Below are 26,877 nucleotides of genomic sequence, written 5' to 3'. Positions count from 1 at the left end.
TTGGTATTAAAAGAGCGAGAATCGTTAATCGGTAAATTAACAGGCATCCAATCCTCAAAAAAGAGCTATTACAGTGAATTAAAAGTAATGGTCGAAGAATTAAAAAAGAAAAACATGCAGTTAGAAGTCATCAATGAAGTAACCCAAAGTATTAATATTGAAATGTCCATTGATGAAATGTTAAGTAATATATTTGAGAAAATAAAAGCATTTATCGCCATCGATCGAATAAGTTTAGCACTTTATGAAAATAATGAGCTTTTTTTATCAAATGTCTATCCAATAGACTCCATTCACTTTCCAATTGGACATCAATTTCAAAAGGAAAACTCCCTTTATTGGAATTCTATCCTATCTCTTGAAAAGGTTTTATTTAAGCTAGAAAGTGAGTCGCTAACCTATGAAGAAGAAACTGCTTATCATTCGTTAGGAATAAAAAGCATCCTAATCATACCTCTAGTTAGTAAAAAAGCGGTCATTGGAGTATTAAGCATTGGGAGTAAGGAATTAAACCACTTTAGTGAGTCTGATTTATCATTTTTCCAACAGCTTTCAAATCAAATTGCGGTTTGTATTGAAAATGTAAAGCTGTATCAGAAAGTTTTGGATTCAAAAAAGGAGTGGGAAGAAACATTTCGTGCTGTATCAGATTTGATTTTTGTAACTGATACAAATGGCACCATTTTAAAGTGTAATAATTCAGCCAATAAATTTTTTGATTCATATATTATCGGTCAAAACTTGCAAAATCTGCTTGAACTTTCCGATTTAGCGATTATAGAAGAAAATTATTATCAAGAGTTTCATTATAAGCAACATTTGTTTGAATTACGGGCATATCCAATTACTAACAAAAATTATCAAATCTATTCTTATATCATTTACATTATTGATATTACAGAAAAACGAAAAATGGAAGCCCAACTCATTCAATCTGGTAAACTTGCAGCGATTGGAGAAATTGCAGCAGGAATTGCACATGAGTTAAACAACCCATTAACTGCTATATTAGGAAACTCCCAATTATTATTACGTGTTGGAAAATCTGATGAGCGAACCAATAAATTGCTATCAGATATTTATGTGTGTGGAAAAAGGTGCAAAAACATTATCCAAAATTTACTCACATTCTCACGCCAAGACGAGTATAGTTTTGAAGATTTCTGCATAAACGAAGCAGTGGAACAAGTGTTAGATATTATTGGGGATCAATTTAATAAGCTCAACATAACAATAAAAAAAGATTTGCCGAAGAATCTTCATTGTGTCCAAGGAAATATCCAACAAATCGGGCAGATCATTTTAAACCTGCTCATTAATGCAAAAGACGCTCTTGAAGAAAAAGATACTGAAGAAAAAGTTATTCTCATCGAATCGAAAGAAGTAATAGAAAACGAAAAAAAATGGGTTGTACTTTCTATAAAGGATAATGGCTGTGGAATTCCTCACCATCAACAACAAGATGTGTTTAATCCATTTTTCACAACAAAAGAACCTGGGAAAGGTACAGGACTCGGTCTATCTGTTAGTTTAGGAATTGCAGAAAAACATAATGGTTTCATTGAAATCGATAGTACTTACATGGAAGGTAGCGAATTCAGAATAAAATTACCAGCGAAATGCCAATAGAGAGGTTGTGTTCATAAATTGAAACATATTTTAATTATGGACGATGAAATTGAAGTTGGAAATTTCTTTAGACATTTATTGGAGGAGAAAGCATTACAAGTAAGTGTTGCAACAAATAAAAATGATTTTACTACCTTAATATCAGAATTTAATTTTGACCTAGCTTTAATTGATTTAAAACTACCTGATTCAAATGGAATTGAATTATTAAAACTGCTAAAAAATTCACAACCAAATTGTAAAGCAATTATTATGACTGGTTATAGCACCGTCAAAACAGCCGTGGAAGCACTGAAAAATGGCGCGAATGACTATATTGAAAAACCTTTTGATGATTTAGATCAATTAGAAAAAACATTGGACAAACATTTAAATTTAGAGCCAATTGCCAACCAAGAAGAGACAAATCAATTAGCTTCTAAACTTGGGTTTATTATTGGAAAAAATAAAGAAATGAATGAATTAGCCAAACTTGCCGAAAAAATTGCCAAGAAAAATATCAATATATTAATAGAAGGCGAAACAGGTACAGGTAAAGAGGTACTTGCCAATTTTATTCATAATGTGAGTTTACGCTACAATCAACCGTTTATCCGAATCAACTGTGGTGCCATCCCAGAGACTTTACTAGAAAGTGAGTTATTTGGACACGAAAAAGGCGCATTTACAGGTGCAGTAAAGTTGAAAAAAGGGATTTTTGAAATTGCTAATAATGGAACACTTTTCTTAGATGAGATTGGAGAGGCAAGTTTAGGAATCCAAGTACAGTTGTTACGAGTATTAGAAACCGGTGAATATTATCGTGTAGGTGGCGAATCCGTTCGAAAAACAAACACACGAATCATCGCAGCAACGAACAGAGATTTAGCAAAGTCAGTAGAAGAAAAAACATTTCGGGAAGACTTGTTATATCGATTAGATGTTGTAAAACTAAACCTTCCTCCTTTAAGAAAGCGCCGGGAAGATCTTGAATTATATCTAAAATTCTTTTTGAAAAAGGTAAATGCTAGTCATTTGTCCTTTTCACAAGAATGTTTAAACATTATGCGAAATTATGAGTGGCCAGGAAATGTCCGGGAACTATTTAATATTGTTAAACGCGCAGTAGCTTTAATGGACGAAGATGAAACCATCATTACACCAACCTATTTACCAGAGAAAATACTGCAAAATACAGGACAACAACCAGAAATACAATATAGTGAAGATGATTTAGAGTCCTACTTATCGAGTTGGACAAGAAATATTTTAACGATGTGGGATAAAAATAAAGACATTCAATTAGATGATGTGCTTTATTCAGTAAAAGAATTAGAAAAACAAGTTGGACGTTCATTTGTTTTAAAATCCCTAAAGAATCATGTTGGAGACCGAAAAAAGACAGCTGATTCGTTAAAAATCACACCTCGTCAATTAAAATATTTATTGAATGAAAAAGGAAAAGTATAGAAAAAATATGTGCCCAAGAAGTAATTACTTCTTGGGCACATTTTTCTTCACTTAGGAATTATTGCTTCTGCGGTGGTCGCATCAAGATGCCACCATCCTCGGCGCAAAATGGAGGTCTCAAAATGAATTTTCAGACCTCCCTTTTTTTTATAAAGCTTTTACTTTAGAAACAACATTGTCTACTGTGAAACCGTATTTTTCCATTACAACTTCTCCAGGAGCACTTGCACCGAATTGATCGATTGCTAAAACGTCTCCTTCAAAGCCTGTATATTTATGCCAACCGAATGAAGAACCCATTTCAATAGCAAGACGTTTTGTCACAGCTTTTGGAAGAACAGATTCTTTATATTCAGCAGATTGTTGTTCGAAACGATCCATTGATGGCATTGAAACTACAGATGCATCAATTCCTTCAGCACGTAATTTCGATTGCGCTTCAACAGCAAGAGAAACTTCTGAACCTGTTGCAATTAGGATTGCATCTGGCGTTTCTTTTGTAGCTGGTGAAACTACATATGCACCTTTTGCAACTCCATCTTTTGCTAGTTGTGCTGAATTTTTTAATACTGGTAAGTTTTGACGAGAAAGAACTAGCACAGTTGGAACATTTTTAGATTGAATTGCTAATTTCCAAGCTTCTGCAGATTCGTTTGCATCAGCTGGACGAATAACTGAAAGATTTGGCATTGCACGTAAAGATGCTAAATGTTCGATTGGTTCGTGCGTCGGACCATCTTCCCCTACAGCGATTGAATCATGAGTAAATACATAAGTTACAGGTAGACCCATTAATGCAGATAAACGAACTGCTGGACGTACATAATCCGAGAATACGAAGAATGTACCACCGAATACGTTTAAACCACCATGTAGTGCCATACCGTTTAATGCAGCACCCATTGCAAATTCACGAACACCAAACCAAATGTTACGGCCTTCTGGAGTTTCAGGTGAGAAATCGCCTTCACCCTTCATAGTTGTTTTGTTTGATCCAGCAAGGTCAGCACTTCCTCCAAAGAATGAAGGTACTTTTTTCGCTAATGCGTTAATCACTTCACCTGATGAAGAACGTGTTGCAACTGATTTTCCTGCTTCATATACTGGTACTTCTGCATCAAAGTCTGCTGGTAATTCATTATTCATTGCTTTAATAAATTGCTCAGCTAACTCAGGATATTCAGCTTTGTAACTTTCAAATTTCGCATTCCAATCTGCCTCTGATTGAGCACCTTGTTTTTCAGCAGCTTCTTTAAACGTTGTGTAAACTTCTTCTGGAATTTGGAATGGTTCATGTTCCCAACCATATGTTGTTTTAGTTAAAACAACTTCATCTGCGCCAAGTGGAGCACCGTGCGAATCTGATTTACCAGATTTGTTTGGTGAACCGTAACCAATAACTGTTTTTACTTCAATTAAAGTTGGTTTGCCTTTTGATTGTTTTGCTTGCTCAATTGCTGCATTAATTGCATCAATATCATTACCATCTGCAACATGAAGATAGTTCCAACCATAAGACTCAAAACGTTTTTGGATGTTTTCTGAGAATGATTTTGCTAAATCGCCGTCTAAAGAAATATCATTTGAATCGTATAACACGATTAATTTTTCTAATTGTAAATGTCCAGCTAAAGAGATTGCCTCTGCAGCTACACCTTCCATTAAGTCCCCATCACCACAAAGTGCAAATGTGTAGTGATCTACAATTTCATGACCTGGTTTGTTATATGTAGCAGCTAAATGTTTTTCAGCCATAGCCATACCAACAGTCATTGCAATACCTTGTCCAAGTGGTCCTGTTGTCGCTTCAACACCTACTGTATGGCCATATTCAGGATGTCCTGGAGTTTTAGAGCCCCATTGACGGAAGTTTTTAATTTCTTCCATATCTAAACCATATCCGCCTAAATGTAATAAGCTATAAAGTAACATAGAACCATGACCAGCCGAAAGAACGAAGCGATCGCGGTTATACCAGTTTGGATTTTGTGGGTTGTGACGTAATTGTTTCGTCCATAAAGTGTATGCCATTGGAGCTGCACCCATTGGTAAACCTGGATGGCCCGAATTAGCTTTCTCAATTGCATCAATAGATAATGTTCGGATAGCGTTAATTGCTAATAGATCCGCGTTTTGTGCCATTATTTGACATCCTTTCTCGTGCTAATGTGTATACTTTTACAGTTTAGACAAGATTGTGTAAGAAAACAATCCTATTTACAGACATTTTCGGATTTATGACATACTTTTTTTGAATTGTGCTACATCATTAAACAATGCAGCTATGTCAATGTATAGCCACGCACTGTTTTAAAGTTTTTACTCTATTAATTCAATTTATTCTTTTGGATATTTTTTATTTTTTCTGGCGTTACTTCATTGCCATTCGAATCATACACTTGCACATTTTCGATTGTATTTCTAAATGAGTTACGGAAGGATTCTAAATATTCCTTACGAAGAAGTGTGCGTTCTTTTGCTTCTTCTTCAGTTAATGTTCCAGACTTTGCTTTTTTAGATAGTGCATTAATTCGTTCGATTTTTTCTTTGGATAACATATTTCTCTCACCTTTCAATCTTCACTACTTAAAAGGTAAGTAAAAAAGACTGGGAGCGCAAGTAATAAACCTTAACAAATTGGGCATTAATTTTATAAAAAGTCGCTATTTAATAAGGTTTCTTTCTTATATAAATAGATTAAACCATATATTTTTAAGAGTCTTTGGGGAAATTTTGATGAAGAGTTGTAAGCAGGTGCTGTCTTCTAGTAAGTAAAAAAATAAGCGGAATTGGTAAACATTTTGTTTTCCAATTCTGCTTCTATCATGTAGAAGGGGAATCATTAAATTTCGTAGATTATAGGATGATTGAGATAGAAAAAAACTCACATTAGTTTATGTATATTGTGAATTAATCAAGTTTCTTTCTTCTAAACCATTGCGTTGCGATCCATTTTTCGCCTGTAACGACTGGAGCGCCGCCATGTAATGTTAATTCATTTAATGTTTGATCGTTGTAGAAGTATTCAAAGTATACAGCCATTCCTTTTTTAGGGTACACTTTTAGGCCAAGTTTTGGGAAATACGTCTCTCCACCATCTTCCACATCACTTAAATATAATACAACCGTACAAATGCGATTATTGCTTGCTGATTTACTTGTTGCTGCGAAATAATCAAAATGCTCTTTATATTCTTGCCCAGGTTTATAGTTTAAAATATGCAAACCTTCCGCATGCTCTGCAGGGATACCCACGATAGAAGAAACTCTTTTTTCAATTTTTGACACAATTTCATCATTAACGTCCGTAAGAAATGATCCACTACTTGTTCGGATATCACTAACGATTTTTTCTACTCCAATTTTGGAACGTTGAAGGCGATTCTTTGATAATTCGATGAGTCTGTCGCATTCTTCATCATTTAATACAGAACCTAATACAACAACTAACGGTTCTTCGTATTTCGCCAATACATCAATTACTCTGTCCTCTGTTTTAACTTTGTTTCCAGTGAAATTAAAGATTGTTTGTTCCTTTGAACGAATCTCAGCTACATTTGTAGTCATTTCCAATTTCCTCCATTTAATGGAATTAAAAGTTAATATATATGAATTTTACAATAATTTTTGTCCTTTATCATTAATTTTTTATGGATTTAATAACTTTATAGGATAAAAATGTATTTTATATAATCACTTTCGCCTACGGAAATTTTTCTTTATGAAATTTTCATTGTATATGGGATTTTACGCGATTTTTTGTTGAGGTGAATCAAAGCAGAAAATGAAATTGACATTGCATTCATGGGAAAATTGTTGCGATGTTTAGTGATAGTTTTAAGGTAATGAGACAAAAAATGGGGCCAGTTCTTTATGAACCAACCCCAAGTAATTTATATATATGCATTTCTTAAAAGATTGCAACACTTGAAGCACAAATTCTAGTCTCCAAGTCCTTCTATATATTCAGTGTATCTTCGATGAACTGTTGCCTTACTAACCTGAAACCCTAATCCTCTTAATGTAGAAGCGATTTCTTGGAAAGTAAGTCCCTTTTCCCGCAAATTCACTATTTCTTCAATAGGCACATCAATTCTTTCACGACCTTCGTGATTTTGACGATTTTTTATATTCAACTCAGGACGATAGCCATTTTCAACAGCTCGTTTCATCCCTCTTTTAATCTTCGCATTATGGATCTTTCGTTGATATTCCTCCACAATAGCCAATATTTCAAGAAGCATTGTATCCATTTCGTTTAATGTTAGTGGACCAGCATTATTTAATGAGTATACAGTTGTTCCACTTTTTTGAAGTAAGTGTAGAATTGCCATTCTTGCATTTCCTCGTCCTAAACGGGTTTCATCCTGTATAAACAATGCAGAAATATTGTGCTCTTTTATATAGTCCATCATATCTAATAGGCCTTCTCTCTCTACATCGTAGCCACTCTGTTGATCTTGATAAGTTGCTAGAACTCGATAACCCATTTGTTCAGCATAACGGGATAATTCTTCTTGTTGTCTTTTGAGAGAAGTTTCCTGTGTATTTTTTTCTGTACTCACTCTTGTGTAAATTACTGCACTTTTATTCATTGATCTTTACTCGCTACCTCTATTGAATGAGAATCCTCATTCATTTTATTTTGGGCAATGTAATGACTATCTTCAGCAATTGGGATAGTGATAACTTGTCCAGCAATAATTATCTCATTGTTTAAGTGGTTTTCCAATTGTACAAGATTAATCCATTCTTGTGGCTTCATATCTCCACGATAATGTTCTGCTAAAGTCCAAAGTGTATCACCATGTTGAATTTCTATTTGTTCGTATGTTGTTTTCCCGTTATCTGTTATTAATAAAATGCCTACTATTACAACAAATGCAATAAATAGTACAACGATGTAATTATTTTTCTGTAACCAATTCATACTATCAACCCCTAATCGAATGTTTGTTCGGAATCTATGTTCCTAATTTAATACGAACACATGTTTTTGTCAATAACATTTTCGAACCTATGTTTGCATTTCCAATCTTTCACTGCTATACTATATGTAATTAATAGAGATAGATATTCACTTAAAGAGGTGAGAAAGTTGAAAAAATTATCAAAAAGACAAGAAGAGATACTAGCTTTTATTAAAGAGGAAGTACGTACGAAGGGATATCCACCATCTGTTCGAGAAATTGGAGAAGCAGTAGGTCTTGCATCGAGTTCCACTGTACACGGCCATCTAGCACGTTTAGAAAGTAAAGGTCTAATTCGCCGAGACCCTACGAAACCACGTGCAATTGAAATATTAGAAAATGAAAGTGACACTGTTCAAAAACAATCCGTAATCCATGTTCCTCTAGTTGGGAAAGTTACTGCAGGTTTACCAATTACAGCAATTGAAAATATAGAAGAATACTTCCCTCTACCAGATACATATGGAACGGGTGAAGAAAATCTATTTATGCTTGAGATAATGGGAGAGTCCATGATAGAAGCAGGTATATTAGACGGAGATTATGTCATTGTTAAACAAACCTCAACAGCCGACAATGGGGATATTGTTGTAGCTATGACTGAAGATGACGAAGCTACGGTAAAACGTTTCTTTAAAGAAAAAACACATTTTAGATTACAACCAGAAAACTCAAGTATGGATCCGATTTTAGTAAACCAAGTTACGATTTTAGGTAAAGTTGTTGGCTTATACCGCAATATTCAATAATAATGGTTGTCACTTTAGTCATAACTAGACTGAAGGACAACCATTTTTTGTGGAGCTGAATTTCTTATTTTAATAAGTATGGCTTGTGCGTTTAGTATTCTCTCTCGTGCACTTAACCCTGAACTTGTGCGTTTAGCACTCCCTATTGTTCACTTTTTTTAAGTTACACCTTGTTCCAAACATGCTTCAACAAATGCCTTAAACAATTTTGAAGAATGCTCCTCCCCTTTTGCAGCCATTTCCTCTGGGTGCCATTGAACAGCTATACAAAACGGATAGTCATTTAATTCCATTGCTTCGATAATGCCATCGCTAGCTCTAGCAGAAATTTGGAATAATGCAGGAACATCCTTAACTGCCTGATGATGAAGAGAATTTACTGCAATACGATCTTTTCCTAAAATATTATGCAATCTCGTTCCATTCGAAATTTCTATAAAATGAGCAAGTTCATGTCTTAATGCATTTTGTTTGTGCAATAATGGCTCAGCTTCGTACTGAGCATTAATATCTTGATATAATGTTCCACCTAGTGCTACATTTAATAGTTGAATGCCTCGGCAAATTGCAAAAACAGGTAGCTTATGATTTAACGCCGCATGAGCAAGAGCAATTTCTACTTTGTCCCGCTCTAACATTACTTCACCGAGTTTGGGATGTGGCTCTTCTTGAAAATAGTGAGGATGTATATCGACCCCACCTGTTAACAATAGGCCATCAATTGAATCGATTACTTGCCTGACATCTTTTTCAACACCAAAAGGAATACAAAATGGAATCCCACCAGCATCTATGACCGATTTAACATAAGGAGAGTTAATACAATACTTTCCATCACTCGTTGTCATTGTAATTCCGATGATTGGCTTCACAAAACCACCTCCACTATAAACTATTCGAAGGGGGCTATAAATCATTCCTGACAATAAAAACATACTAACATTAGTAGTACAAACCAAGGCCATGGTTTGTGCTACTATTTTTTTATAGTAGAAGTGAAGGAAAGTCGAACAGCTCCAGGGACCGTATGAGAGTCCGTAAAAAAAACCGGCTAACTTCACATCCTTATATGAATCAGTTTAGTATGTTGGGTCCAAGAGATCGTGTATAAGAAAGTGGAATCGATAAGGCAATGTGAGGACTTCTATGATTGGCTAAAAAGGAGAATAGAATGATGAATCATGTCATTGCGTTAGATGTGAGTAAAGGGAAAAGTTCGGTAGTTATGTATAATCAATATCGACAATGTGAATATGAAGGTGAACTAAATCATACCCGAGTTGATTTTGAACGATTACATAATCGTATTGAAGAAATAACGAAGTTTGATGGACAAGCACCTGAAATTGTCTTTGAAGCAACTGGTGTCTATTCGAAATCGGTAGAAGCATTTTTAAAAAATCATGGTTATACATATAGTCGGATGAACCCGCTTGAAGCGAACCTACAAATGGCAAAAATGCGACGTCATAAGACGGATGTAAGTGATGCACACGAATTAGCGAAAACACACTTTAAAATGGAGCGTGAAACGACATACGTTCAAGAGGATTATTATGAACAGATGCGAGCTCTCACACGTTATTACGATGAAGTGGATGAAGAAATAATTTTACTTAAAAGTCGGATGCATGCGATTTTGCATATGAGCTTCCCAGAGCTTGAAAAACTCATTACACCAAGTTCTGCTTTATTCTTAAATATCGTGCAGCTGTATCCACATCCAGCACTTGTATTAGCCCATTCAAAAACAGTAATTAAAAATCATTTAAAGGCAAATACAAAAAAGAACCTTTCACTTACTCGTGCAGAGAAAAAAGCAATTGAGCTAATCGAAGCAGCGCAAAATAGTTATCCAGCCATTAAACCGACAGATGTTCGATGTGATCAAGTAAAGGATTACGCCATACGGATTGCAGAATTGAAAGATAAAAAAGAAGCGCTTGTCCAACAGATGAAGACGTTATCAAAAGAACGTCAAGAATATCTTGTATTACGTTCTATTCCTGGTGTGGGCGATTCAACCGCTTGTCGTCTGATAGGTGAAATCGGTGATATTCGCCGTTTTAAAAATGCGAAACAATTAAATGCATACGCAGGAATTGATATTATGCGTTATCAATCTGGCAACACACAATATCGGGACCGAATCAATAAGCGTGGGAATAAACATTTGCGAAAAATTTTATATTTCATGATACAAGGGATGCTTATGTTAAAAGAAAAACCCAATCATTTTGCGGATTACTATTATAAATTAAAAAAGCAACCTCAGAGAAAGCCTCATAAGGTTGCGATGATAGCTTGTGTTAATAAATTTTTGAAAGTGACCTTTCAGTTATTAACACGAGGAATCCTATACGATTATGAGTCCGCACTACCAGCTCAGAAATCGTAATAAAACGTAATACAACTATATCATATAGACCTTTCGAAAAAAATAAAAATCGTTAGGTTTTTTCGGCATGAAAAAATTAGTTTTAGAAGGGAGGGGTACCCCTCCCTTCTAAAACTAATTCATTAAAATAAAAGAAATAACTTAAATATACTTGACTAATCGTAAGAAAAGGAGTTGTCTGAAAAGTCATTTTGAGACAACTCCTTTGCGACGAGGATAGTGGAAATTTATTTCGACTACCGCAGGAGCAATAATTCATAAGAGATATTTATCAAGAAAGAAAAGAGGTGTCCAAAAAATTATTACTTTTTGGACACCTCCTAAAATAAACCCATATACCAATCTAACATGTCTTCTCCATAGAAATAGACAATTATTGCAGCAAGTGCAATGGATGGACCAAAAGGCACTGGCGTTTTTCTTCCATGACCGCGCCCCTTTAATACAATAATTCCAACAATCATACCTATAACAGAAGCTAGAAATAGTGTAATTAAAGTATTGGCAGTACCTAATACTAACCCAATAAGGAAGAAGAGTTTAATATCTCCCCCACCCATTCCGCCTTTCGAAATGACAGCAATTAATAGGAGAATACCAAACCCAACTACTGCTCCTAGTAAACTATCCCACCAATTGTCTAAAGGTGATAAAATTCTTCCAAAAACTAAAAATGGTAAAAAGAATAATAGAATTTTATCAGGAATTAACATATATGTGATATCCGATACTACAATAATCATTAATAACGAAATGAAGAATAAAGCAACTGCAGTTTCAATCGTGATTCCTAATTGCCAGACAGAAAAACCAAATAAAATGCCTGTGATAAGTTCCGTTAATAAATAAATTGGTGATATTTTTACGCCACAGCTACGGCATTTCCCACCTAAAAATATGTATGAAAAAACAGGTATTAAGTCTAGTGCTGTTAATCTACGCTGACAAGATGTGCAATGGGATGGTGGGGTTACAATTGATTCTTTCTTTGGAACCCTCAAACCAACTACGTTAAAAAATGAACCAAAAATTAGTCCAAATAATAACGCAAAAATAGCATATACAATGTCCATGGAAAACGCTCCTTACTCATACCTGTTTCAATTATTCAGTACCTTCATGATAAAACGTTGTTACTTGTACAGAAACCGTTACTGTTGCCTCTTCATTTTGGATAACACTTTCTTCCCCTGGTAATTCAAAATTTAACGCATCGATGTGCATAATTCGTTCTAAATTTTCAATTTCCTCGATAAATGTTAACAAACTATTGTAATCAGGAGCTTCAACATCCAGAACGAAAGTAATGAGTTTTAATTCACTAGGTAATGTTGAAATGTCAATTGAGGAGATAGGTGTTTCTTTCTCTTCTCCTTCCTCTTCTCCTTCCTCTTCTTCACCCTTTGTATTTTCTTCAGGTGCTGTTTGTTCCTGCTTCATTGATTCAGACACAAGAGAATCGTAATTGTTAAAATTGATATTTAATACCCTTGTCCCAGAAACATACTCGATTTCTTCAATATTTAATAGTAACTGATCAATTTCACGACTTTGCGGTAATCTCTTGCGAAGCGAAAAAATATTCGTTTCTATGGCTTGTTCATTTTCTAATTTTGCAATTTGTTCTTGCATTGACCTAATTTCAGTCCGTGTACTCGAAATAGTGTTTTGTGTTGAGTTCAGCTCTTCCTTTTTTGGCAATACTACATAGTAATAAAAGGCAAACAATAATGCTGCCAGCAAAGCAATAACTAATAATAGACTTGAATTTTTATTACCGGAGAAAAGTTTCATCACTCTTCACCTCCAGTAGATAAATAGGTTTCATCTATAACTAAAGTTAAATTCGTTGTATATCGTGGTTGTTCATTAAAGTTAGTAGTGCTTTCCACTGTGTCTCCAGATTCTACTACTAATTCAAAGTTCGATATAGTGGAAACTTGCACATCTAAAAAATAATCACTGTTATTTAAACGAGTTACATAGTTGGATATATCATTCATCGTTTCAAAATCGATCCAAACTGTCACACTTTTTTCTGCAAATTCGAATGTTCTTAAGAAAGAGTTATTCGGTTGTAAATTCAAAATTTCTTTTATTAACGGTGAAACTTGATAAGAAATTTGATCTAGAAATTGTACAGATTGCTCTAAACTGATATTGGATTTCGAATCGTTGTAAACGTTTAGCTGGGATTGAAGTTGATCTCGTTGAGCAATAAGAGCTTGTTCTTCATTTACAATCGATACTAATGAGCTTCTTGCACTAAAATATTGCCAAACTAAAAGACTAAATATAAGTAAGGCGATAATCGCTAATAAAATATAGAGTAATTTTGTGTTATTTGGTCGCCGTTCTAACTTGGGCAAAAGGTTTATATCTGGAATCATGGGTGAACCTCCTTAAGGGCGAGGCCTAATAATGCAGCATGTTTCCCTTTAAAATTAGGAAAATGTTTCGCAATCACTTCATCAGTAACCATTTTTGAAGGGACCACTAAGTTATTGTTTAATGTTTCCGTAATCTGTTCTAAAAACGGATTATCCCCCATGACAATGATTTCGTCAACACCCTTTTCACCCTTATGTAAAGAGTAACGGAAGAAGTTCATCATACGATCAAGTTCAAGTACCTCATCCATCACTTGCATTAAATAACTTTGTGGGTCACCTTGTAACGAGAATTGAACTTCTTGTTCAGATTCAACAGTGGAAGCCCATTTATGTAAGTCAGTTTCAATGGTTTGGAAACGCAAAAACTCCACTTGTCCTAGTGAATAAATACAAATGGAAAGTTCATTAATGGACCAATCAGCAACTAAATATGTTCGTTCCTCATCTAAATAGCCAATCTTGTCTAATATTCGTAAATTACAAAGAGAACGAATATCCGCTACTTCAGGCTCCATTTTAATATCTAGAAATAATGATGTAAGTTTAGAAATTTCATCAGAAGGTGCCGCAAAAATAACAGCTTGTCCATCGTGAGGTACATGGTCATAAACGTCCACTAATGGATCTTCAAAGGGCACTCGTATTGATTCTCCTAACTCCATTTGCACATACTCTAATAGTTTATCAGAATCTACATCTTCAGGGTGTTCGAATGTTTTTAAAAGAACAGACGTATCCGGCACAAAAAGGCGGACATTTTGCTTTTTGCCGCCCCATTTTGATGTATATTTTTTAAATATATCAAACAACGCCATTTCATCTTCAATGATAGATTCCACAATCGTTCCATTTTTTAATGGAATTTCAAAAAGCTGTGAATGTTCAAAGTCTGGCCCCTTTACCACAAGTGCACGTATGATGTAATCTCGAAGTTCGATGGATATATGTGATTTTTTCTTTGAGTTGAACATGCGAAGGACCTCCTTAACTATTAAATAGTTTTTCTATGCTTTTCCTGAATATTATTTATATAATTCAGGAAAAGTGACAAAAACTATAATAACATTATAATAGTATTATTAGTTTCCAAGGTTTGTATTTAAGTCTGCTTCTTTTACAGTGTTTGTTGTTATATTTGACTTATAATCATCACCAACAATTTTTTCTAATTTTTTATATGTTACCTCCCAAATATCATCAGTTAATACTGCTTTATCATTATCATCTAATGTAACACCATCTAGATATGGAGTAATAGCAGCTTTATTACATGTAGTTGTTCCACTTGCAGTTGTACATTTATTATCAATATGAGCCAATTTTGCAGCTGAAAGTACATTCGAAGCTTCTGCAAGTATTGCCTTATCACGAGAATTATTAATTATATTACCAATCGCTGGTACTGCAATTGCAGCTACAATAGCTAGGATTACAACTACCGCTAGCAATTCAATCAAAGTCAAACCTTTTTGATTATTTACACGTTTTTTCATTTCTTTAAACATACCTTTTCCTCCTAAATTTTTCATTCTATTATTTATTTCTATTTTTTCATGCACAAACTTTTGTTGCATACATTTCACCTCCTTGCAAATTGTCAAATCTATTTCTTATAGACTCTACATCTGTTCATATAAACTAAACATAGGCAACATTATCGCAGCTACTATTAGTCCTACTACACCAGCTAAAAAGAGAATCATTAACGGTTCAATTAAAGACTTTAAAGTATCTACCGCTCGATCAACTTCCTCTTCGTAGAAATCAGCTACTTTTTCTAACATTAAATCCAATGAACCAGTTGATTCACCAATTTTTGTCATGGATGAAACTAGTGGTGGAAACAACCAACTTTTCTCAAAAGGTCCTGATAAAGATTGTCCCTTTTCTAGACTCGTTTTTGCTTCTATAATTACTTTTCCAATTACTGGGTTACCAACCACTCTTTCTACTATTGTTAATGCATTTAAAATTGGAACAGCACTACTAAATAAAGAAGAAAGTGTTCTTGTCATTCGAGCAATTGCGGATTTTTGCAATAACTTGCCGAATATTGGCATTTTGAGTAAAATTAAGTTTATACTATAATTAAATTGACTATTTTTCTTATAAAAGAGTTGAAACCCTAAAACTATACCTAAAATGATAGATACCACTATCCACCAATAGTTTTGTAGAAAGTTACTAAATGCAACCGTATAAACTGTAATAAGTGGTAGTTCTGCATCCATTTCTTCGAAGCTCGTTACAAAAGTAGGTACAATAAAAATTAATAAGAAAAACACAACTATAAATGTAATGAAAAGTAAAATCGCTGGATACGTTAATGCAGATTGTACTTTCTTTTTTAACTTAAATTGTTTTTCAAACATGTTGGCAAGGCGTTCTAATGTATCGTCCATATTCCCGGTTGCTTCCCCGGAACTAATCATGTTCGCGAAAAGTTGAGGGAAAGCCTTTGGGTGTTTACTTGCTGCTTTTGAAAAAGGTGTTCCAGCTCGTACATCTTCTTCAACTTCATACAAAACTTTTTTCAATGCTTTACTTGTTGTTTGTTCAGCTAATATTTTTGTAGCTTCAACTATGGAAATCCCAGCTCGAATTAGCGTTGCAAATTGACGACAATAGATAACGAAGTCCTCGTTTTTAACTTTTCCGCTAGCTCCTAGCTTGATTTCAGCATGCAGTAGGCTTTTTGATTCCTCGAGTTGACGTGGATTAATGCCTTGTTCACGCAGTTTTGCAATGGCTGCCTTTTTTGTAGGTGCATCAACGGTTCCCTTTTTTTGTGCACCTTGTTTTGTTCGACCGGTATATTTGTAAACCGTCAACTATATTCACCAACATTCATGTATGGTCTTGCTTCTTCTAATGAAACCTTACCAGTAGAGACTAGAGTTTGAATGGAACTTTCCAAAGTATGCATTCCCATAGCTCTGCTCGTTTGCATAACACTTGGGATTTGATGAACTTTTTCAGTACGAATTAAGTTCGAAATGGCTGGTACACTTACTAAAATTTCAGTTGCAGCAACACGACCACTATTATCTTTTAGTGGGAACAATCGTTGTGAAATAATTCCTTGTAGAACGTTTGCAAGTTGTACACGTATTTGCCCTTGTTGATGCGGTGGGAACACGTCAATAATTCGGTCAATGGATGTTGGTGCACTTGATGTATGTAATGTCCCTAATACGAGGTGTCCCGTTTCAGCAGCAGTAATTGCTGTTGAAATCGTTTCTAAATCCCGCATCTCACCAACTAAAATAATGTCTGGATCTTGTCGTAATGCAGCACGTAAACCTGTTGCAAAAGATTCAGTATCTACACCAATTTCTCGTTGATTGACAATAGATTGTTTATGGCTATGTAAATACTCAATTGGATCCTCAAGCGTAATAATATGTTTTGCTTTTGATTCATTCACATAATCTATCATTGCCGCAAGAGTCGTTGATTTACCTGACCCTGTTGGACCTGTTACTAAAATTAATCCTTGAGGTTTCTCCATCAGTTTATAAAGTACATCCGGCATATGCAATGACTCGATTGTCGGTATTTTAGATGATATCAGTCGTAGTACTAAAGCACTAGAATTTTTTTGGTGAAATGCATTTACACGGAATCGACATAAGTCATCTAAGGAAAAATTAAAATCTGTTTCCCCATGACTCTCATACTCCGCAACTTTATGCTCAGGTATAATGTCATATACCATATCATGCAAAATTTCAGGTGTTAAAATTTCATTACCATATTGCTCGAGCTTACCATTTCGACGATAAATTGGAGGAACCCCAACAGTTAAATGTAAGTCTGATGCTTTCTCTGTATATGCACGCATTAGTAAATCGCGAATTGATAATATACTCATAGAAAAACTCCCTATTCTGTTGTAGCTACTCGAACTACTTCCTCAGTTGTTGTTAAACCATCTATAACTTTAAGTAGGCCATCTACTAATAAAGTATTGTATCCTTCTTTATTCATATAATCTTGCAATTGTGCCGTACTACCGTTATTTAAAATCAAATCTTTTATATTGCGATCAACAGGTAATACTTCGTGAATTGCTAAGCGGCCTTTATAACCAGTTTGATTACAAGAAGGACAACCTCGTCCCTTTTTCAATGTCGTTACATGTAATCCATTATCTGCAAAAATTTCTTTTTCCCGTTCAGTTGCTTCAGTCGTTTCAGCACAGTCTCGACAAATTCTTCGCACTAAACGTTGTGCTACTACCCCAACGAGTGATGATGAAATTAATAATGGTTCAATACCCATATCTCTTAAGCGGGCAATCGATTCAACTGCACTATTTGTATGCAGTGTACTTAACACTAAGTGACCAGTTAATGAAGCACGTACTGCAATTTCAGCCGTCTCCAAGTCACGTATCTCCCCAATCATGATAATATCAGGGTCTTGACGCAAGATTGAACGTAAACCTGAAGCAAAGGTTAACCCTACATCTTCATTTACTTGGATTTGGTTTACACCAATTAATTGATATTCAACAGGATCTTCAACAGTAATAATATTAACATCTTCATTATTTAAATTTGACAGAGCAGCATATAAAGTTGATGATTTACCTGAACCTGTTGGACCAGTAATTAATACAATTCCATTAGGACGTGCAATCATATCACGGAATAAATTTTCATTTTTTCTTGTAAATCCGAGTTTTGTTATATCATTTGCTGCATTTGTTACATCAAGTATACGCATTACGATTTTTTCACCGTATATCGTTGGTAATGTTGAAAGACGAATATCAATTGGCTTAAAGTTTACAGTTGTTCGAATACGTCCGTCTTGGGGTGTACGGTTATCGGTAATGTTTAAATCCCCCATAATTTTCACACGGGCTGTCATCATATTTTGCATATGTTTTGGTAAAGATCGCTCTGTTCGTAATATTCCATCAATTCGATATCGAACTTTAAATTCGTTTTCATGCGGGTCAAAGTGAATATCACTCGCTTTTTGAGCAACACCATTTGCAATGATTTGGTTTACTAATCGGACAATTGGTGAATCCTCGTCAGTCATCTCTTGTTGTGGTGGTGCATCAGCAGTTGTTGCTGCCAGACCAATATCAGAAAGTGCAGCTTCCATGGATTCTTGGAGGTCATAATATTTCGTAATTGTTCGATATAAATCATCTTTTGCAGCAATACTGGTCTCAATTTGACATCCAGTTGCCATACGTACTTCTTCAATAGCGAAGTAGTCCATAGGGTCAGCCATGGCAATAAATAGTTTATTTCGATCTCGACGAATCGGCATGACCATTGCTCGTTTTGCTAACTCTGCAGGAACTAAATGTAATAATTCAGGGTCAATCGTAAACTGATTTAAGTGTACGTGTGGAATGCCTAATTGAAACTCTAAAACTTCTATTAATTGTTGCTCTGTAATAATTTTTTGTTTAATGAGGAAATCCCCAATTTTTTCTTCCCTACTTTTTGTTGTAAGGGCATAGTCTAGTTGCTCACTCGTAATCGCACCAGCATCTACAAGCAAATCCCCTAGGCGTTTACGTGAAGAAGGTTTCATCTACTGTTCTCCTCTCTATGGAGTGACTAAATTTCCACCTTTATCATAATAGCTACCTGGTGGTAATTCATCTTCATCTTTTGGTAAGTCATTCGGAACTAAATCAGATGGGTTACTTGGCAGATAATTGTCTAAGTCAGGTAATCCATCTCCATTTAAATCGAGATTCAAATCATCGTCTGTTAGCGGATTTTCTGAATCAGATTCTAGTACTTGTCTTGAAGATTTTAGAACAATTTGATTTGTCGGAGGATAATAGTCACGACTAATTTGTTCTTCTACGATATTACCATTTTTTTCAATAGTTCGACAGACCGAAATTCTTACACCATTCTTACCTTCTTGTATGATTTTTGCTTGTCCAGTAGGTAAATCTGTTGAGAATCGATTTATAATTCTTGGCATAATGATTTCATCCTGATTAACTTGGACAGTGACTTCACTTTCTTTCAAACTAGAGTACATTTCAAGTTTTAACATTTCATTTTCAATACTCGCTTTAATAAGAGCAGGTGATTCTGTCGTATTAGCAAATCGTAAATCTTTATTTTCAAGCTTATTCACTGCTGCTTCGATTCCAGGTACTAAATAATTGGGAATTTCGTTCTGTGAATGACGTTCAAGAATATTAAAACTTGTTTGTAATACACTGTTATAAAGTACTGATGCTAGGAAATTTAGACCTATTTTGTTTGAGATCTCACTATTTTCACCAAGGGTTTCTAACAATGAAAAAGTTTCATTCGAATTGATGACAGTTTCATTAATTGCTTGAGCTAAATAAGATATTCCCAATGCCCCTTCCGGAATTTTCTCCATTGAAAGGGATAATCGATCATTTTCAATAATTGATAGGTCTGTAACTTCAGCTTCTATATTATGTTCCTTTAAATAGGAAGCTTGTCCTAAAACTCTATTAATTGTTTCTTCACTATCCCAAATAGATACATTTTCTATAGTATTCATGGCATCCTCTGAAATTGTGACTTCTAATGGTAAGTGTACAATCTTCTCTTTTGACCAGAAGTCATACCACGGTTTGTCTGTCATTGCTTTATATTGAGTGATTGTTGAATCTACATTGAATTGAAGTTCGTTTGTGTCAATAGATAGTTCTTTTCCACCACCATAGATAGTTACTGGTTCTGTTTTCCAACTCTGAATAGCATCCATTACAACTTTTTGAATTTCTTCATTTTTGAGACCACTAACTTCGGCTCCACCAATTGTTGATCCCGTAGGTGCTTTTTCGTCTGCAGAGACAGTATGTTTATGGAAAACATTTAAAGGTGAAATAATATAAATAAATATAGCTATAAGTGCAATTAAAACTGTGATTTTTTTACGAATAACCAGTTTACTCACCTCTTTAATTTTGTAAGAATCCTGTAATATTTTTTGATTATTTTACCAATAATTCAAAATTACCATAAATATATCATACAATATATCAAATTATTATATATAAAACTTTATACCTAAAATATAGATATAATATGATTGATTTGTGACATTTTTTATATTTATGTTAACGGAATCTATCTTTATATTACTATAACTTCCACTATTAAACGATATATTTTCATGACTATAACCCAAAAACTAAAATTCTAATTGTAACATTTTCGTAATATTTAAATAAAAAAGATAGCTACAATTTTATAAATTGTGCCATCTTTTATCGTTTAATTTTGCTTTACATAATTATACGAATAGTTTTTATCAAAGAACGGAACATCCCAGATTAAGTCACCACTAGAATTACCTATGCAAGCACCATTTTCTTCGAATGCTTCTGGATTATTATTTTTGTCATAAATCTTCACACCACTATTATTACTGCTTCCTCCTGTTACAGTTCCATGAACACATATTTTTACATTACTCGCAGAACCTTGTATATTACCAATTGTAGCATTTCCCATTACTACAATAATTACATCTTTTGAATTATTAAGATTTCCAAACACCGCATTTTTACCAACAAAAATATTAGATTTAATAATAGCATCATTTCCATTACCATCTGAGAAATCACCGCTTACATACAACGTAGAGTTTGAAATCCCTATTTTATTAGGGAATTTTGCACTTCCGGTAATTTTAATAGTTGAATATGAGATACTAGTTTGTTTTGTAAAAGTTCTTTCACCATCAAATTTACAACTAATATTTGAATAACCCTCATGATTATTTTTTGAACTACTAGGTATACATACTGAATATTTATTGTTTGGATCTGGATCTGATATCAATTCATCATGCGATGACGTCCTATTCATTGTTCCAAAGTTTATAGTAATAGTAGATTCGATTGATTCTTCTACATTATTTTGTATACCTGTACTTACAAATTTTATTTCTGCTATTTTATTAACAATATCAAAGGTAATTAAAGATGGATCCGGAGTTATGGAGAATTGACCATAATTAGAGCCAATATCTATCTTGTTTTGATATTGTATTAAATCGCTTTCTAATTTTGATTTAAGTGAATTAAAAGCTGCTTTAATACCTTCATCAATTGCATTTTTTATATCAGTTTGAGTAACTTCCCTTATTTTCGAAACATTCGCAATATAAGTATTATAAGCATTTTCTGCAACTGAACTTAATTTCTCTAACTCATTTTCAATAGCAGTTGTATAAAATTCTACGCCCATTTCAGCTAATGCAGCTGATTTAAAATTATCTTCTACTATGATATTTTGCTTTGTTGTAGATGCAGAGATTCTTATAAAAGATAATATAAGTATAGTAAATATAGATATAATCAATAATACTATTAATAGGGAATAGCCCTCATCATTATAAAAGTACTTCTTCATAATTACCCTCCTTACAACTTATGCAAAAAAATATCTACTTCAATGTAATTGTCTAAATTACTTTTATCAGAGATTTTTAATTTTAAATCAATATCTTTTTGATTGATTGGATTATCTAACAGTGTTGGGGAATTATAACTTTCAATATTTATACAATAACCTCTATGTTTAAATTCATCTATACTCCCACCATACAAGACAGAAAAACTACAAGAATCTGGTGCAATATCAATCTGATAAGTTTCATTTCTAATATGTATATCCGTTAATTTTGAATTAATATAATTTACTTCTTGTTGCATCTGAGTTTTCTTTAGTTCGATATTCGAATATTTAGTGCCTTGAAAGAAAACATTCCATGCTATTAATCCAATAATTGAAAGTAGAACTAATGTAGCTAATACCTCCATCAATGTTATACCTTTTTCATTATTTATCATTACTTTCATCCCCATCAATAATTAATAAATACATAACCATATGTTTCAGTTAAAGGAATTGTTTCATTTTTATACATTTTGATAATAATTTGATAAGCATTTGTTGTACCATTTTCTAAATCATTTGTTGTATTTATTACTAAATCATAACTATAATTTGAAACAGGTTTAGAATATGTTGACCGAGGTTTTGTACTAATTATGATTTTTGTTTCTTTTTCCGTCGAATCGATTTCGTCAGTAGTTTGAATAAATGAAAAAGAATTTGACGGGGTTGAGATAAAACTTTTAAATTCCGGTCCATTAAATTCAAAATAATCTTTCCAATATATTAATTCAGTTTTAGCAATACTTATAGCTTGTTGTTTATCTTCATTACTTTTATTCGTTTTACCCATTTGAGGAAAAAAACTTACGAATGATATTAAAATAAAAGATAATATTACTAAAGATGCAATGACTTCTATTAATGAAATCCCCTTTTCATTGTTTATCAACGTTTTTTCCTCCTAAATCAATATGCCAGTTTATTCTATTAAAAATATACTATTTACTTATATTACAACTTTTTTCAAAAAAATACTTAAGTTATTCATATAAAATATTAATAACTATTTACTCATTACATCTCAATTATTAATATTGATGATGGTAAATATGGATTAAAAAATACACATGGAGCTATAGGTGGAAAGAAGGATCTGATTAAATAATCTATGATTTAATTAATAATACTATTATTCTTAATGTGCTGTAATTTCCTTTTGATATCACTTTTTTGAAACAGAAGCTTAAACATCAGCAATAATCATTCCCTCTGAAAGATCGAATCATCTTAAAGAACTATTTTTTTAATCTCAATTGGTAGTGCATATTTTAATTGCGGATTCGACTACTTTAATCTACAAGCCGAGTGTACAAGTGTTTCTTGTTTATACAACCTCCCATTACTGTCGATTTTCCTCCTTCAGAAAAATACGAAATAATCTATATAAATTGTGACAACCATTAGTAAATAATCGGTAGATTTTCGTAAAATTATAGTTTTATTACGGAGATTGAAGTACATTGTAATTGAGAATTGTTTCGATTACGTACTAAGAAGGTGTATCTTCATGTCCAAAGTAAAAATTACATCCATCACTCTAATTATCTTGTTATTAATCGGTGGTGCACTTACGATATTTTATGATGTTTCAGACAAAGCGAAGAAATTTTCAGAGGAAGAAATTGCAGCGGCATCTGAAATTGCTCAAGAGGAATTAAGTGAAGCCTTTGTTGCAGCAGAATCCTATACATTTGAGGAACGTGCAGAAGCCATTCAATCTATTGGGTACAGCGAACCTGAAATTGATAAGACGACCATGACTTTTGAAAAGCATAACGAAGGTGACGTTTATATTTTATTAAAATTACAACCTCATGAAAGTTACGATAATTTATCACGAGTGCTTGTACAAATCTTTGATAAAGAAAACGGCTCCCTCATTACTGAACTATCAAACGTATTAACATGGAAGAAATAAATGAAAAAGCATTGGAGTAATTCATAAACTGAAGTGACCCCTAAAAGTTAGACACGGTTATTTCATTTAGGCAGCGGTTTGGGCATGAGTTCGATATTGAATCGGACTCATGCCTTTCAATTTTGCCTTAATACGTTTCGTGTTGTAATACGTTATATAGTTTTCAAGTTCCAATTTAAACTGCTCGACACTTTCAAATTCTTTTAAGTAAAGAAATTCAGATTTCATGATTCCGAAGAAATTTTCCATCACCGAGTTGTCATAACAGTTTCCTTTACGTGACATACTTTGCACAATCCCTCTCGATTCTAGGGTGTGGCGATATTGTTTCATTTGATAATGCCAGCCTTGATCCGAATGCATGAGTAGCTGATGTTCTGCTGGCAATCTTTCTAAAGCCTTTTCTAACATTTCGGCAACCAATGAATACGTTGGTCTAGAGCCAATCGTATAGGTAATAATCTCTCCGTTAAACAAGTCTAAAACAGGTGATAAATATAGCTTCTCGCCAAACAACTTAAACTCCGTAATATCCGTTACCCACTTCTCGTTCGGTACTTCTGCTGTAAAATTGCGGTCTAAACTATTAGGTGCGATTTTGCCAACCGCCCCTTTATAAGACTTATACTTTTTCATTCGCACGACGCATTTTAAACCAAGTTCTTTCATAATACGTTGAACCTTTTTATGATTCACTTTCTGACTACGATTCGCCAACTCATCTCGAATACGACGATACCCATAACGGCCCTCGTGTTCGTTATAGATTGCTTGAATTTCAGCTTTCAACTCGGCATCTGGATCTGCTCGATTCATCTTCTTTACTAAATCATAGTACGTGCTACGTGGAATTTGTGCGAATGCCACAAGCGCCTTCACCGAGTATTTATGCCTTAATTCATAGATGACCTTTACTTTGTCTTCTTTGGTGATTTTTCCTTGGCTTGAACTAAGGCGTTCAACTTTTTTAAATACTCGTTTTCCATACGTAGACGATTGATTTCTGCTTGAAGTGCTTCAGGTGAACCTTCTACTGGTGTTTGTTTTGGGTGTTTACTTGTTTCATTTTTCATGGATGGACGCCCCTTTGATTTTGGCTCAAGGGCATCTAAGCCACCGTACTCCATTTGTCTTTGCCAATTATACACCATCGTATAACTAGGAATTTTAAAAAGAGCTGCTGTATCCATTAGTGATGCGCCAGATTGAACCATATAATTAAGTACATCTAGTTTAAATGGTACGGGATAATTTGTATAGAAATTCTTAAACGCTTCTTCACCATGCAATTCATATAACTTCAACCAAAATTGAAATTGTGCTCTTGTAACACCCACCTGTGACGCATATTCTTTTTGTGAAATCATATGTGGATTAAACCCCTGAACTATAGCTAACTTGATATCACTAGTAAATTTAGTCATAAAAAAACTACACCTCCAATTGTTAGATTGTGTCTAACAATTGGGGTGCAGTTCAAACTCCAATGCTTTTTAAATTGTATACAATTGTCAGAATTGTTTGTGTACCGGGTACATAAAACAATTAGTACATTTTTAAGTACTGCTCACGTTCCCAAGGGTGTACTGTTGTACGGAACATTTCGAATTCGATTTCTTTTGCTTCTTTGAAGTTTGCGTAGATGTGCTCACCTAGTGCAGCTTTTACCACTTCATCTTTTTCAAGAGCAACTAATGCATCGTCAAGAGCTGCTGGTAAGTTATCGATTCCGTTTGCTTTTCGTTCTTCTTCACTCATGATATAGATGTTACGGTTAATAGCTGGTGGTGGTGTTAAACCTTCACGAATTCCTTCTAAACCAGACTCTAAAATAACCGCTAAAGCTAAGTATGGGTTTGCAGCTGGGTCAACTGAACGCACTTCAATACGTGTTGATAAACCACGTGCAGATGGGACACGAATTAAAGGTGAACGGTTTTGAGCAGACCAAGCTACGTAACATGGTGCTTCATAACCAGGAACTAAACGTTTATAAGAGTTGATTGTTGGGTTTGTAATTGCCGTGAACCCTTGTACGTGTCTTAAAACTCCTGCCATGAATTGCATCGCTGTTTCTGATAAACCTAATTCAGCATCTTTATCGTAGAATGCATTTTCATTTCCTTTGAATAAAGAAACGTTACAGTGCATACCAGATCCTGCTTCACCAAATAATGGTTTTGGCATGAATGTTGCGTGTAAACCGTGTTTACGAGCAATTGTTTTTACTACTAATTTGAACGTTTGGATGTTGTCACAAGCTTCAACTACGTTCGCATATTTAAAGTCGATTTCGTGTTGACCAGGTGCTACTTCATGGTGAGAAGCTTCAATTTCAAAGCCCATTTCTTCAAGTTCTAACACGATATCACGACGGCAGTTTTCACCAAGGTCTGTTGGTGCTAAGTCGAAATAACCACCATGGTCATTAACTTCTAGCGTTGGTTCACCTTTATCATCTAATTTAAATAAGAAGAATTCTGGCTCTGGACCAAGGTTGAAATGAGTAAAGCCTAGTTCTTCCATACCTTTTAATACACGTTTTAAATTGTTACGAGGATCCCCTGCGAATGGTTCACCTTGTGCTGTATAAATATCACAGATAAAACGAGCAACTTTACCATTTCCAGTAGTCCATGGGAATACCATAAAAGTATCAAGATCAGGATATAAGTACATGTCAGATTCTTCAATACGAACAAATCCTTCAATTGAAGAACCATCAAACATCATTTTATTGTCTAATGCTTTATCTAATTGACTTACGGGAATTTCTACATTTTTAATTGTTCCTAAAATGTCTGTAAATTGTAATCGAATGTATTTTACTTCTTTTTCTTCTACAAGACGTTTTATGTCGTCTTTTGTGTATTTACCCACAGTATTCCACACTCCTACTTTTTTACCTAACGAAAAATTTGTAATTTACGCGT

At 34.1% G+C, this 26,877-nt stretch carries 25 protein-coding genes; 5 read left to right on the top strand and 20 right to left on the bottom strand.

Going from position 1 to position 26,877, the window contains the following annotated elements:
* Together NKR20_RS05585 and NKR20_RS05580 are read left to right on the top strand one after the other, a co-directional pair.
* Entirely contained in the window at positions 1 to 1,629 is a 1,629-nt protein-coding gene (locus tag NKR20_RS05585; protein WP_253424337.1) for a sensor histidine kinase, read from the top strand.
* A gap of 18 nt (positions 1,630 to 1,647) precedes the next feature.
* Entirely contained in the window at positions 1,648 to 3,078 is a 1,431-nt protein-coding gene (locus NKR20_RS05580; RefSeq protein ID WP_253424334.1) for a sigma-54-dependent transcriptional regulator, read from the top strand.
* 147 nt (positions 3,079 to 3,225) lie between these two features.
* Here NKR20_RS05580 and tkt read toward each other — a convergent pair whose 3' ends face one another.
* The 5 genes from tkt to yneA all read right to left on the bottom strand — a co-directional run bounded on the left by tkt (position 3,226) and on the right by yneA (position 8,008).
* Positions 3,226 to 5,220 carry a transketolase gene (gene tkt / locus NKR20_RS05575; RefSeq protein WP_253424331.1) on the bottom strand — a complete coding sequence of 665 codons (1,995 nt, stop codon included), beginning with the start codon at positions 5,218 to 5,220 and terminating at the stop codon, positions 3,226 to 3,228.
* A 185-nt stretch (positions 5,221 to 5,405) separates the two neighbouring features.
* Positions 5,406 to 5,636 carry a DUF896 domain-containing protein gene (locus NKR20_RS05570; protein ID WP_253424328.1) on the bottom strand — a complete coding sequence of 77 codons (231 nt, stop codon included), beginning with the start codon at positions 5,634 to 5,636 and terminating at the stop codon, positions 5,406 to 5,408.
* Between the two features lie 352 nt (positions 5,637 to 5,988).
* A complete protein-coding gene (locus tag NKR20_RS05565) occupies positions 5,989 to 6,645 on the bottom strand; it encodes a 2OG-Fe(II) oxygenase (protein ID WP_253424325.1) in 657 nt (218 codons plus the stop codon).
* A gap of 374 nt (positions 6,646 to 7,019) precedes the next feature.
* On the bottom strand, positions 7,020 to 7,673 hold the full coding sequence (locus NKR20_RS05560; RefSeq protein ID WP_253424322.1) for a YneB family resolvase-like protein: 654 nt from the start codon (positions 7,671 to 7,673) through the stop codon (positions 7,020 to 7,022).
* A complete protein-coding gene (gene yneA, locus NKR20_RS05555; protein WP_253424319.1) occupies positions 7,670 to 8,008 on the bottom strand; it encodes a cell division suppressor protein YneA in 339 nt (112 codons plus the stop codon). Before yneA ends, NKR20_RS05560 begins: the two co-directional genes overlap by 4 nt.
* Before the next feature lie 168 nt (positions 8,009 to 8,176).
* Here yneA and lexA point away from each other — a divergent pair, with 168 nt between their 5' ends.
* Complete coding sequence (gene lexA, locus NKR20_RS05550) at positions 8,177 to 8,797, top strand: transcriptional repressor LexA (RefSeq protein ID WP_253424317.1); 621 nt, start codon at positions 8,177 to 8,179, stop codon at positions 8,795 to 8,797.
* A 158-nt stretch (positions 8,798 to 8,955) separates the two neighbouring features.
* Here the strand turns inward: lexA and NKR20_RS05545 are convergent, their stop codons facing one another.
* Entirely contained in the window at positions 8,956 to 9,669 is a 714-nt protein-coding gene (locus NKR20_RS05545) for a gamma-glutamyl-gamma-aminobutyrate hydrolase family protein (RefSeq protein WP_253424314.1), read from the bottom strand.
* Between the two features lie 302 nt (positions 9,670 to 9,971).
* On the opposite strand from NKR20_RS05545, the gene NKR20_RS05540 reads away from it, so the two are divergent.
* Positions 9,972 to 11,195 carry an IS110 family RNA-guided transposase gene (locus NKR20_RS05540; RefSeq protein WP_121216054.1) on the top strand — a complete coding sequence of 408 codons (1,224 nt, stop codon included), beginning with the start codon at positions 9,972 to 9,974 and terminating at the stop codon, positions 11,193 to 11,195.
* Between the two features lie 320 nt (positions 11,196 to 11,515).
* Here the strand turns inward: NKR20_RS05540 and NKR20_RS05535 are convergent, their stop codons facing one another.
* The 12 genes from NKR20_RS05535 to NKR20_RS05480 form a co-directional block, all read right to left on the bottom strand.
* Positions 11,516 to 12,268, bottom strand: a complete 753-nt coding sequence (locus tag NKR20_RS05535; protein ID WP_253424311.1) for a prepilin peptidase — start codon at positions 12,266 to 12,268, stop codon at positions 11,516 to 11,518.
* A gap of 31 nt (positions 12,269 to 12,299) precedes the next feature.
* Positions 12,300 to 12,989, bottom strand: a complete 690-nt coding sequence (locus NKR20_RS05530) for a potassium transporter (protein ID WP_253428063.1) — start codon at positions 12,987 to 12,989, stop codon at positions 12,300 to 12,302.
* Positions 12,989 to 13,585 carry a hypothetical protein gene (locus NKR20_RS05525; protein WP_253424308.1) on the bottom strand — a complete coding sequence of 199 codons (597 nt, stop codon included), beginning with the start codon at positions 13,583 to 13,585 and terminating at the stop codon, positions 12,989 to 12,991. The genes NKR20_RS05530 and NKR20_RS05525 overlap by 1 nt, the downstream gene beginning before the upstream one ends.
* Positions 13,582 to 14,559, bottom strand: a complete 978-nt coding sequence (pilM, locus tag NKR20_RS05520) for a type IV pilus biogenesis protein PilM (RefSeq protein WP_253424306.1) — start codon at positions 14,557 to 14,559, stop codon at positions 13,582 to 13,584. Before pilM ends, NKR20_RS05525 begins: the two co-directional genes overlap by 4 nt.
* Positions 14,560 to 14,667: 108 nt before the next feature.
* Entirely contained in the window at positions 14,668 to 15,162 is a 495-nt protein-coding gene (locus NKR20_RS05515) for a type II secretion system protein (protein WP_253424302.1), read from the bottom strand.
* A gap of 45 nt (positions 15,163 to 15,207) precedes the next feature.
* Positions 15,208 to 16,419 (bottom strand): type II secretion system F family protein, encoded by a 1,212-nt coding sequence (locus NKR20_RS05510; protein WP_253424298.1) that lies wholly within the window; start codon positions 16,417 to 16,419, stop codon positions 15,208 to 15,210.
* Positions 16,416 to 17,462, bottom strand: coding sequence for a type IV pilus twitching motility protein PilT (locus NKR20_RS05505; RefSeq protein ID WP_253424295.1), 1,047 nt, complete (start codon positions 17,460 to 17,462; stop codon positions 16,416 to 16,418). The genes NKR20_RS05510 and NKR20_RS05505 overlap by 4 nt, the downstream gene beginning before the upstream one ends.
* A gap of 11 nt (positions 17,463 to 17,473) precedes the next feature.
* On the bottom strand, positions 17,474 to 19,150 hold the full coding sequence (locus tag NKR20_RS05500; protein ID WP_121213980.1) for a GspE/PulE family protein: 1,677 nt from the start codon (positions 19,148 to 19,150) through the stop codon (positions 17,474 to 17,476).
* A 15-nt stretch (positions 19,151 to 19,165) separates the two neighbouring features.
* Complete coding sequence (locus NKR20_RS05495) at positions 19,166 to 20,515, bottom strand: VanW family protein (RefSeq protein WP_253424293.1); 1,350 nt, start codon at positions 20,513 to 20,515, stop codon at positions 19,166 to 19,168.
* Positions 20,516 to 20,835: 320 nt separating this feature from the next.
* Entirely contained in the window at positions 20,836 to 21,978 is a 1,143-nt protein-coding gene (locus tag NKR20_RS05490; protein ID WP_253424289.1) for a hypothetical protein, read from the bottom strand.
* A gap of 11 nt (positions 21,979 to 21,989) precedes the next feature.
* Positions 21,990 to 22,418, bottom strand: a complete 429-nt coding sequence (locus NKR20_RS05485) for a PulJ/GspJ family protein (protein ID WP_253424287.1) — start codon at positions 22,416 to 22,418, stop codon at positions 21,990 to 21,992.
* 14 nt (positions 22,419 to 22,432) lie between these two features.
* Positions 22,433 to 22,915, bottom strand: coding sequence for a type IV pilus modification PilV family protein (locus tag NKR20_RS05480; RefSeq protein WP_253424285.1), 483 nt, complete (start codon positions 22,913 to 22,915; stop codon positions 22,433 to 22,435).
* A 618-nt stretch (positions 22,916 to 23,533) separates the two neighbouring features.
* On the opposite strand from NKR20_RS05480, the gene NKR20_RS05475 reads away from it, so the two are divergent.
* Complete coding sequence (locus NKR20_RS05475; protein ID WP_253424282.1) at positions 23,534 to 23,944, top strand: hypothetical protein; 411 nt, start codon at positions 23,534 to 23,536, stop codon at positions 23,942 to 23,944.
* Between the two features lie 66 nt (positions 23,945 to 24,010).
* Here the strand turns inward: NKR20_RS05475 and NKR20_RS05470 are convergent.
* Positions 24,011 to 25,368, bottom strand: a protein-coding gene (locus NKR20_RS05470) for an IS3 family transposase (protein WP_253424279.1) whose coding sequence is annotated in 2 segments (ribosomal slippage) — positions 24,011 to 24,915 and positions 24,915 to 25,368 — 1,359 coding nt in all. Because the reading frame shifts where the segments join, the coding sequence is not laid out codon by codon here.
* Positions 25,369 to 25,489: 121 nt separating this feature from the next.
* A complete protein-coding gene (gene glnA, locus NKR20_RS05465) occupies positions 25,490 to 26,824 on the bottom strand; it encodes a type I glutamate--ammonia ligase (protein WP_121213986.1) in 1,335 nt (444 codons plus the stop codon).
* Between the last annotated feature and the right edge of the window lie 53 nt (positions 26,825 to 26,877).

This window comes from Ureibacillus endophyticus, assembly GCF_024159215.1.
Lineage (GTDB): Bacteria > Bacillota > Bacilli > Bacillales_A > Planococcaceae > Ureibacillus > Ureibacillus endophyticus.
This window is presented reverse-complemented; position numbering and strand designations above follow the sequence as displayed.

Excerpts from the sequence above, each read along its gene's own strand:
- NKR20_RS05515 (WP_253424302.1), bottom strand. The coding sequence starts at position 15,162 with ATGCAACAAAAGTTTGTGCATGAAAAAATAGAAATAAATAATAGAATG.
- NKR20_RS05535 (WP_253424311.1), bottom strand. The coding sequence starts at position 12,268 with ATGGACATTGTATATGCTATTTTTGCGTTATTATTTGGACTAATTTTT.
- NKR20_RS05530 (WP_253428063.1), bottom strand. The coding sequence starts at position 12,989 with ATGAAACTTTTCTCCGGTAATAAAAATTCAAGTCTATTATTAGTTATT.
- NKR20_RS05525 (WP_253424308.1), bottom strand. The coding sequence starts at position 13,585 with ATGATTCCAGATATAAACCTTTTGCCCAAGTTAGAACGGCGACCAAAT.
- NKR20_RS05560 (WP_253424322.1), bottom strand. The coding sequence starts at position 7,673 with ATGAATAAAAGTGCAGTAATTTACACAAGAGTGAGTACAGAAAAAAAT.
- NKR20_RS05500 (WP_121213980.1), bottom strand. The coding sequence starts at position 19,150 with ATGAAACCTTCTTCACGTAAACGCCTAGGGGATTTGCTTGTAGATGCT.
- NKR20_RS05565 (WP_253424325.1), bottom strand. The coding sequence starts at position 6,645 with ATGACTACAAATGTAGCTGAGATTCGTTCAAAGGAACAAACAATCTTT.
- yneA (WP_253424319.1), bottom strand. The coding sequence starts at position 8,008 with ATGAATTGGTTACAGAAAAATAATTACATCGTTGTACTATTTATTGCA.
- NKR20_RS05570 (WP_253424328.1), bottom strand. The coding sequence starts at position 5,636 with ATGTTATCCAAAGAAAAAATCGAACGAATTAATGCACTATCTAAAAAA.
- pilM (WP_253424306.1), bottom strand. The coding sequence starts at position 14,559 with ATGTTCAACTCAAAGAAAAAATCACATATATCCATCGAACTTCGAGAT.
- NKR20_RS05505 (WP_253424295.1), bottom strand. The coding sequence starts at position 17,462 with ATGAGTATATTATCAATTCGCGATTTACTAATGCGTGCATATACAGAG.
- NKR20_RS05485 (WP_253424287.1), bottom strand. The coding sequence starts at position 22,418 with ATGATAAATAATGAAAAAGGTATAACATTGATGGAGGTATTAGCTACA.
- NKR20_RS05475 (WP_253424282.1), top strand. The coding sequence starts at position 23,534 with ATGTCCAAAGTAAAAATTACATCCATCACTCTAATTATCTTGTTATTA.
- NKR20_RS05540 (WP_121216054.1), top strand. The coding sequence starts at position 9,972 with ATGAATCATGTCATTGCGTTAGATGTGAGTAAAGGGAAAAGTTCGGTA.
- NKR20_RS05490 (WP_253424289.1), bottom strand. The coding sequence starts at position 21,978 with ATGAAGAAGTACTTTTATAATGATGAGGGCTATTCCCTATTAATAGTA.
- tkt (WP_253424331.1), bottom strand. The coding sequence starts at position 5,220 with ATGGCACAAAACGCGGATCTATTAGCAATTAACGCTATCCGAACATTA.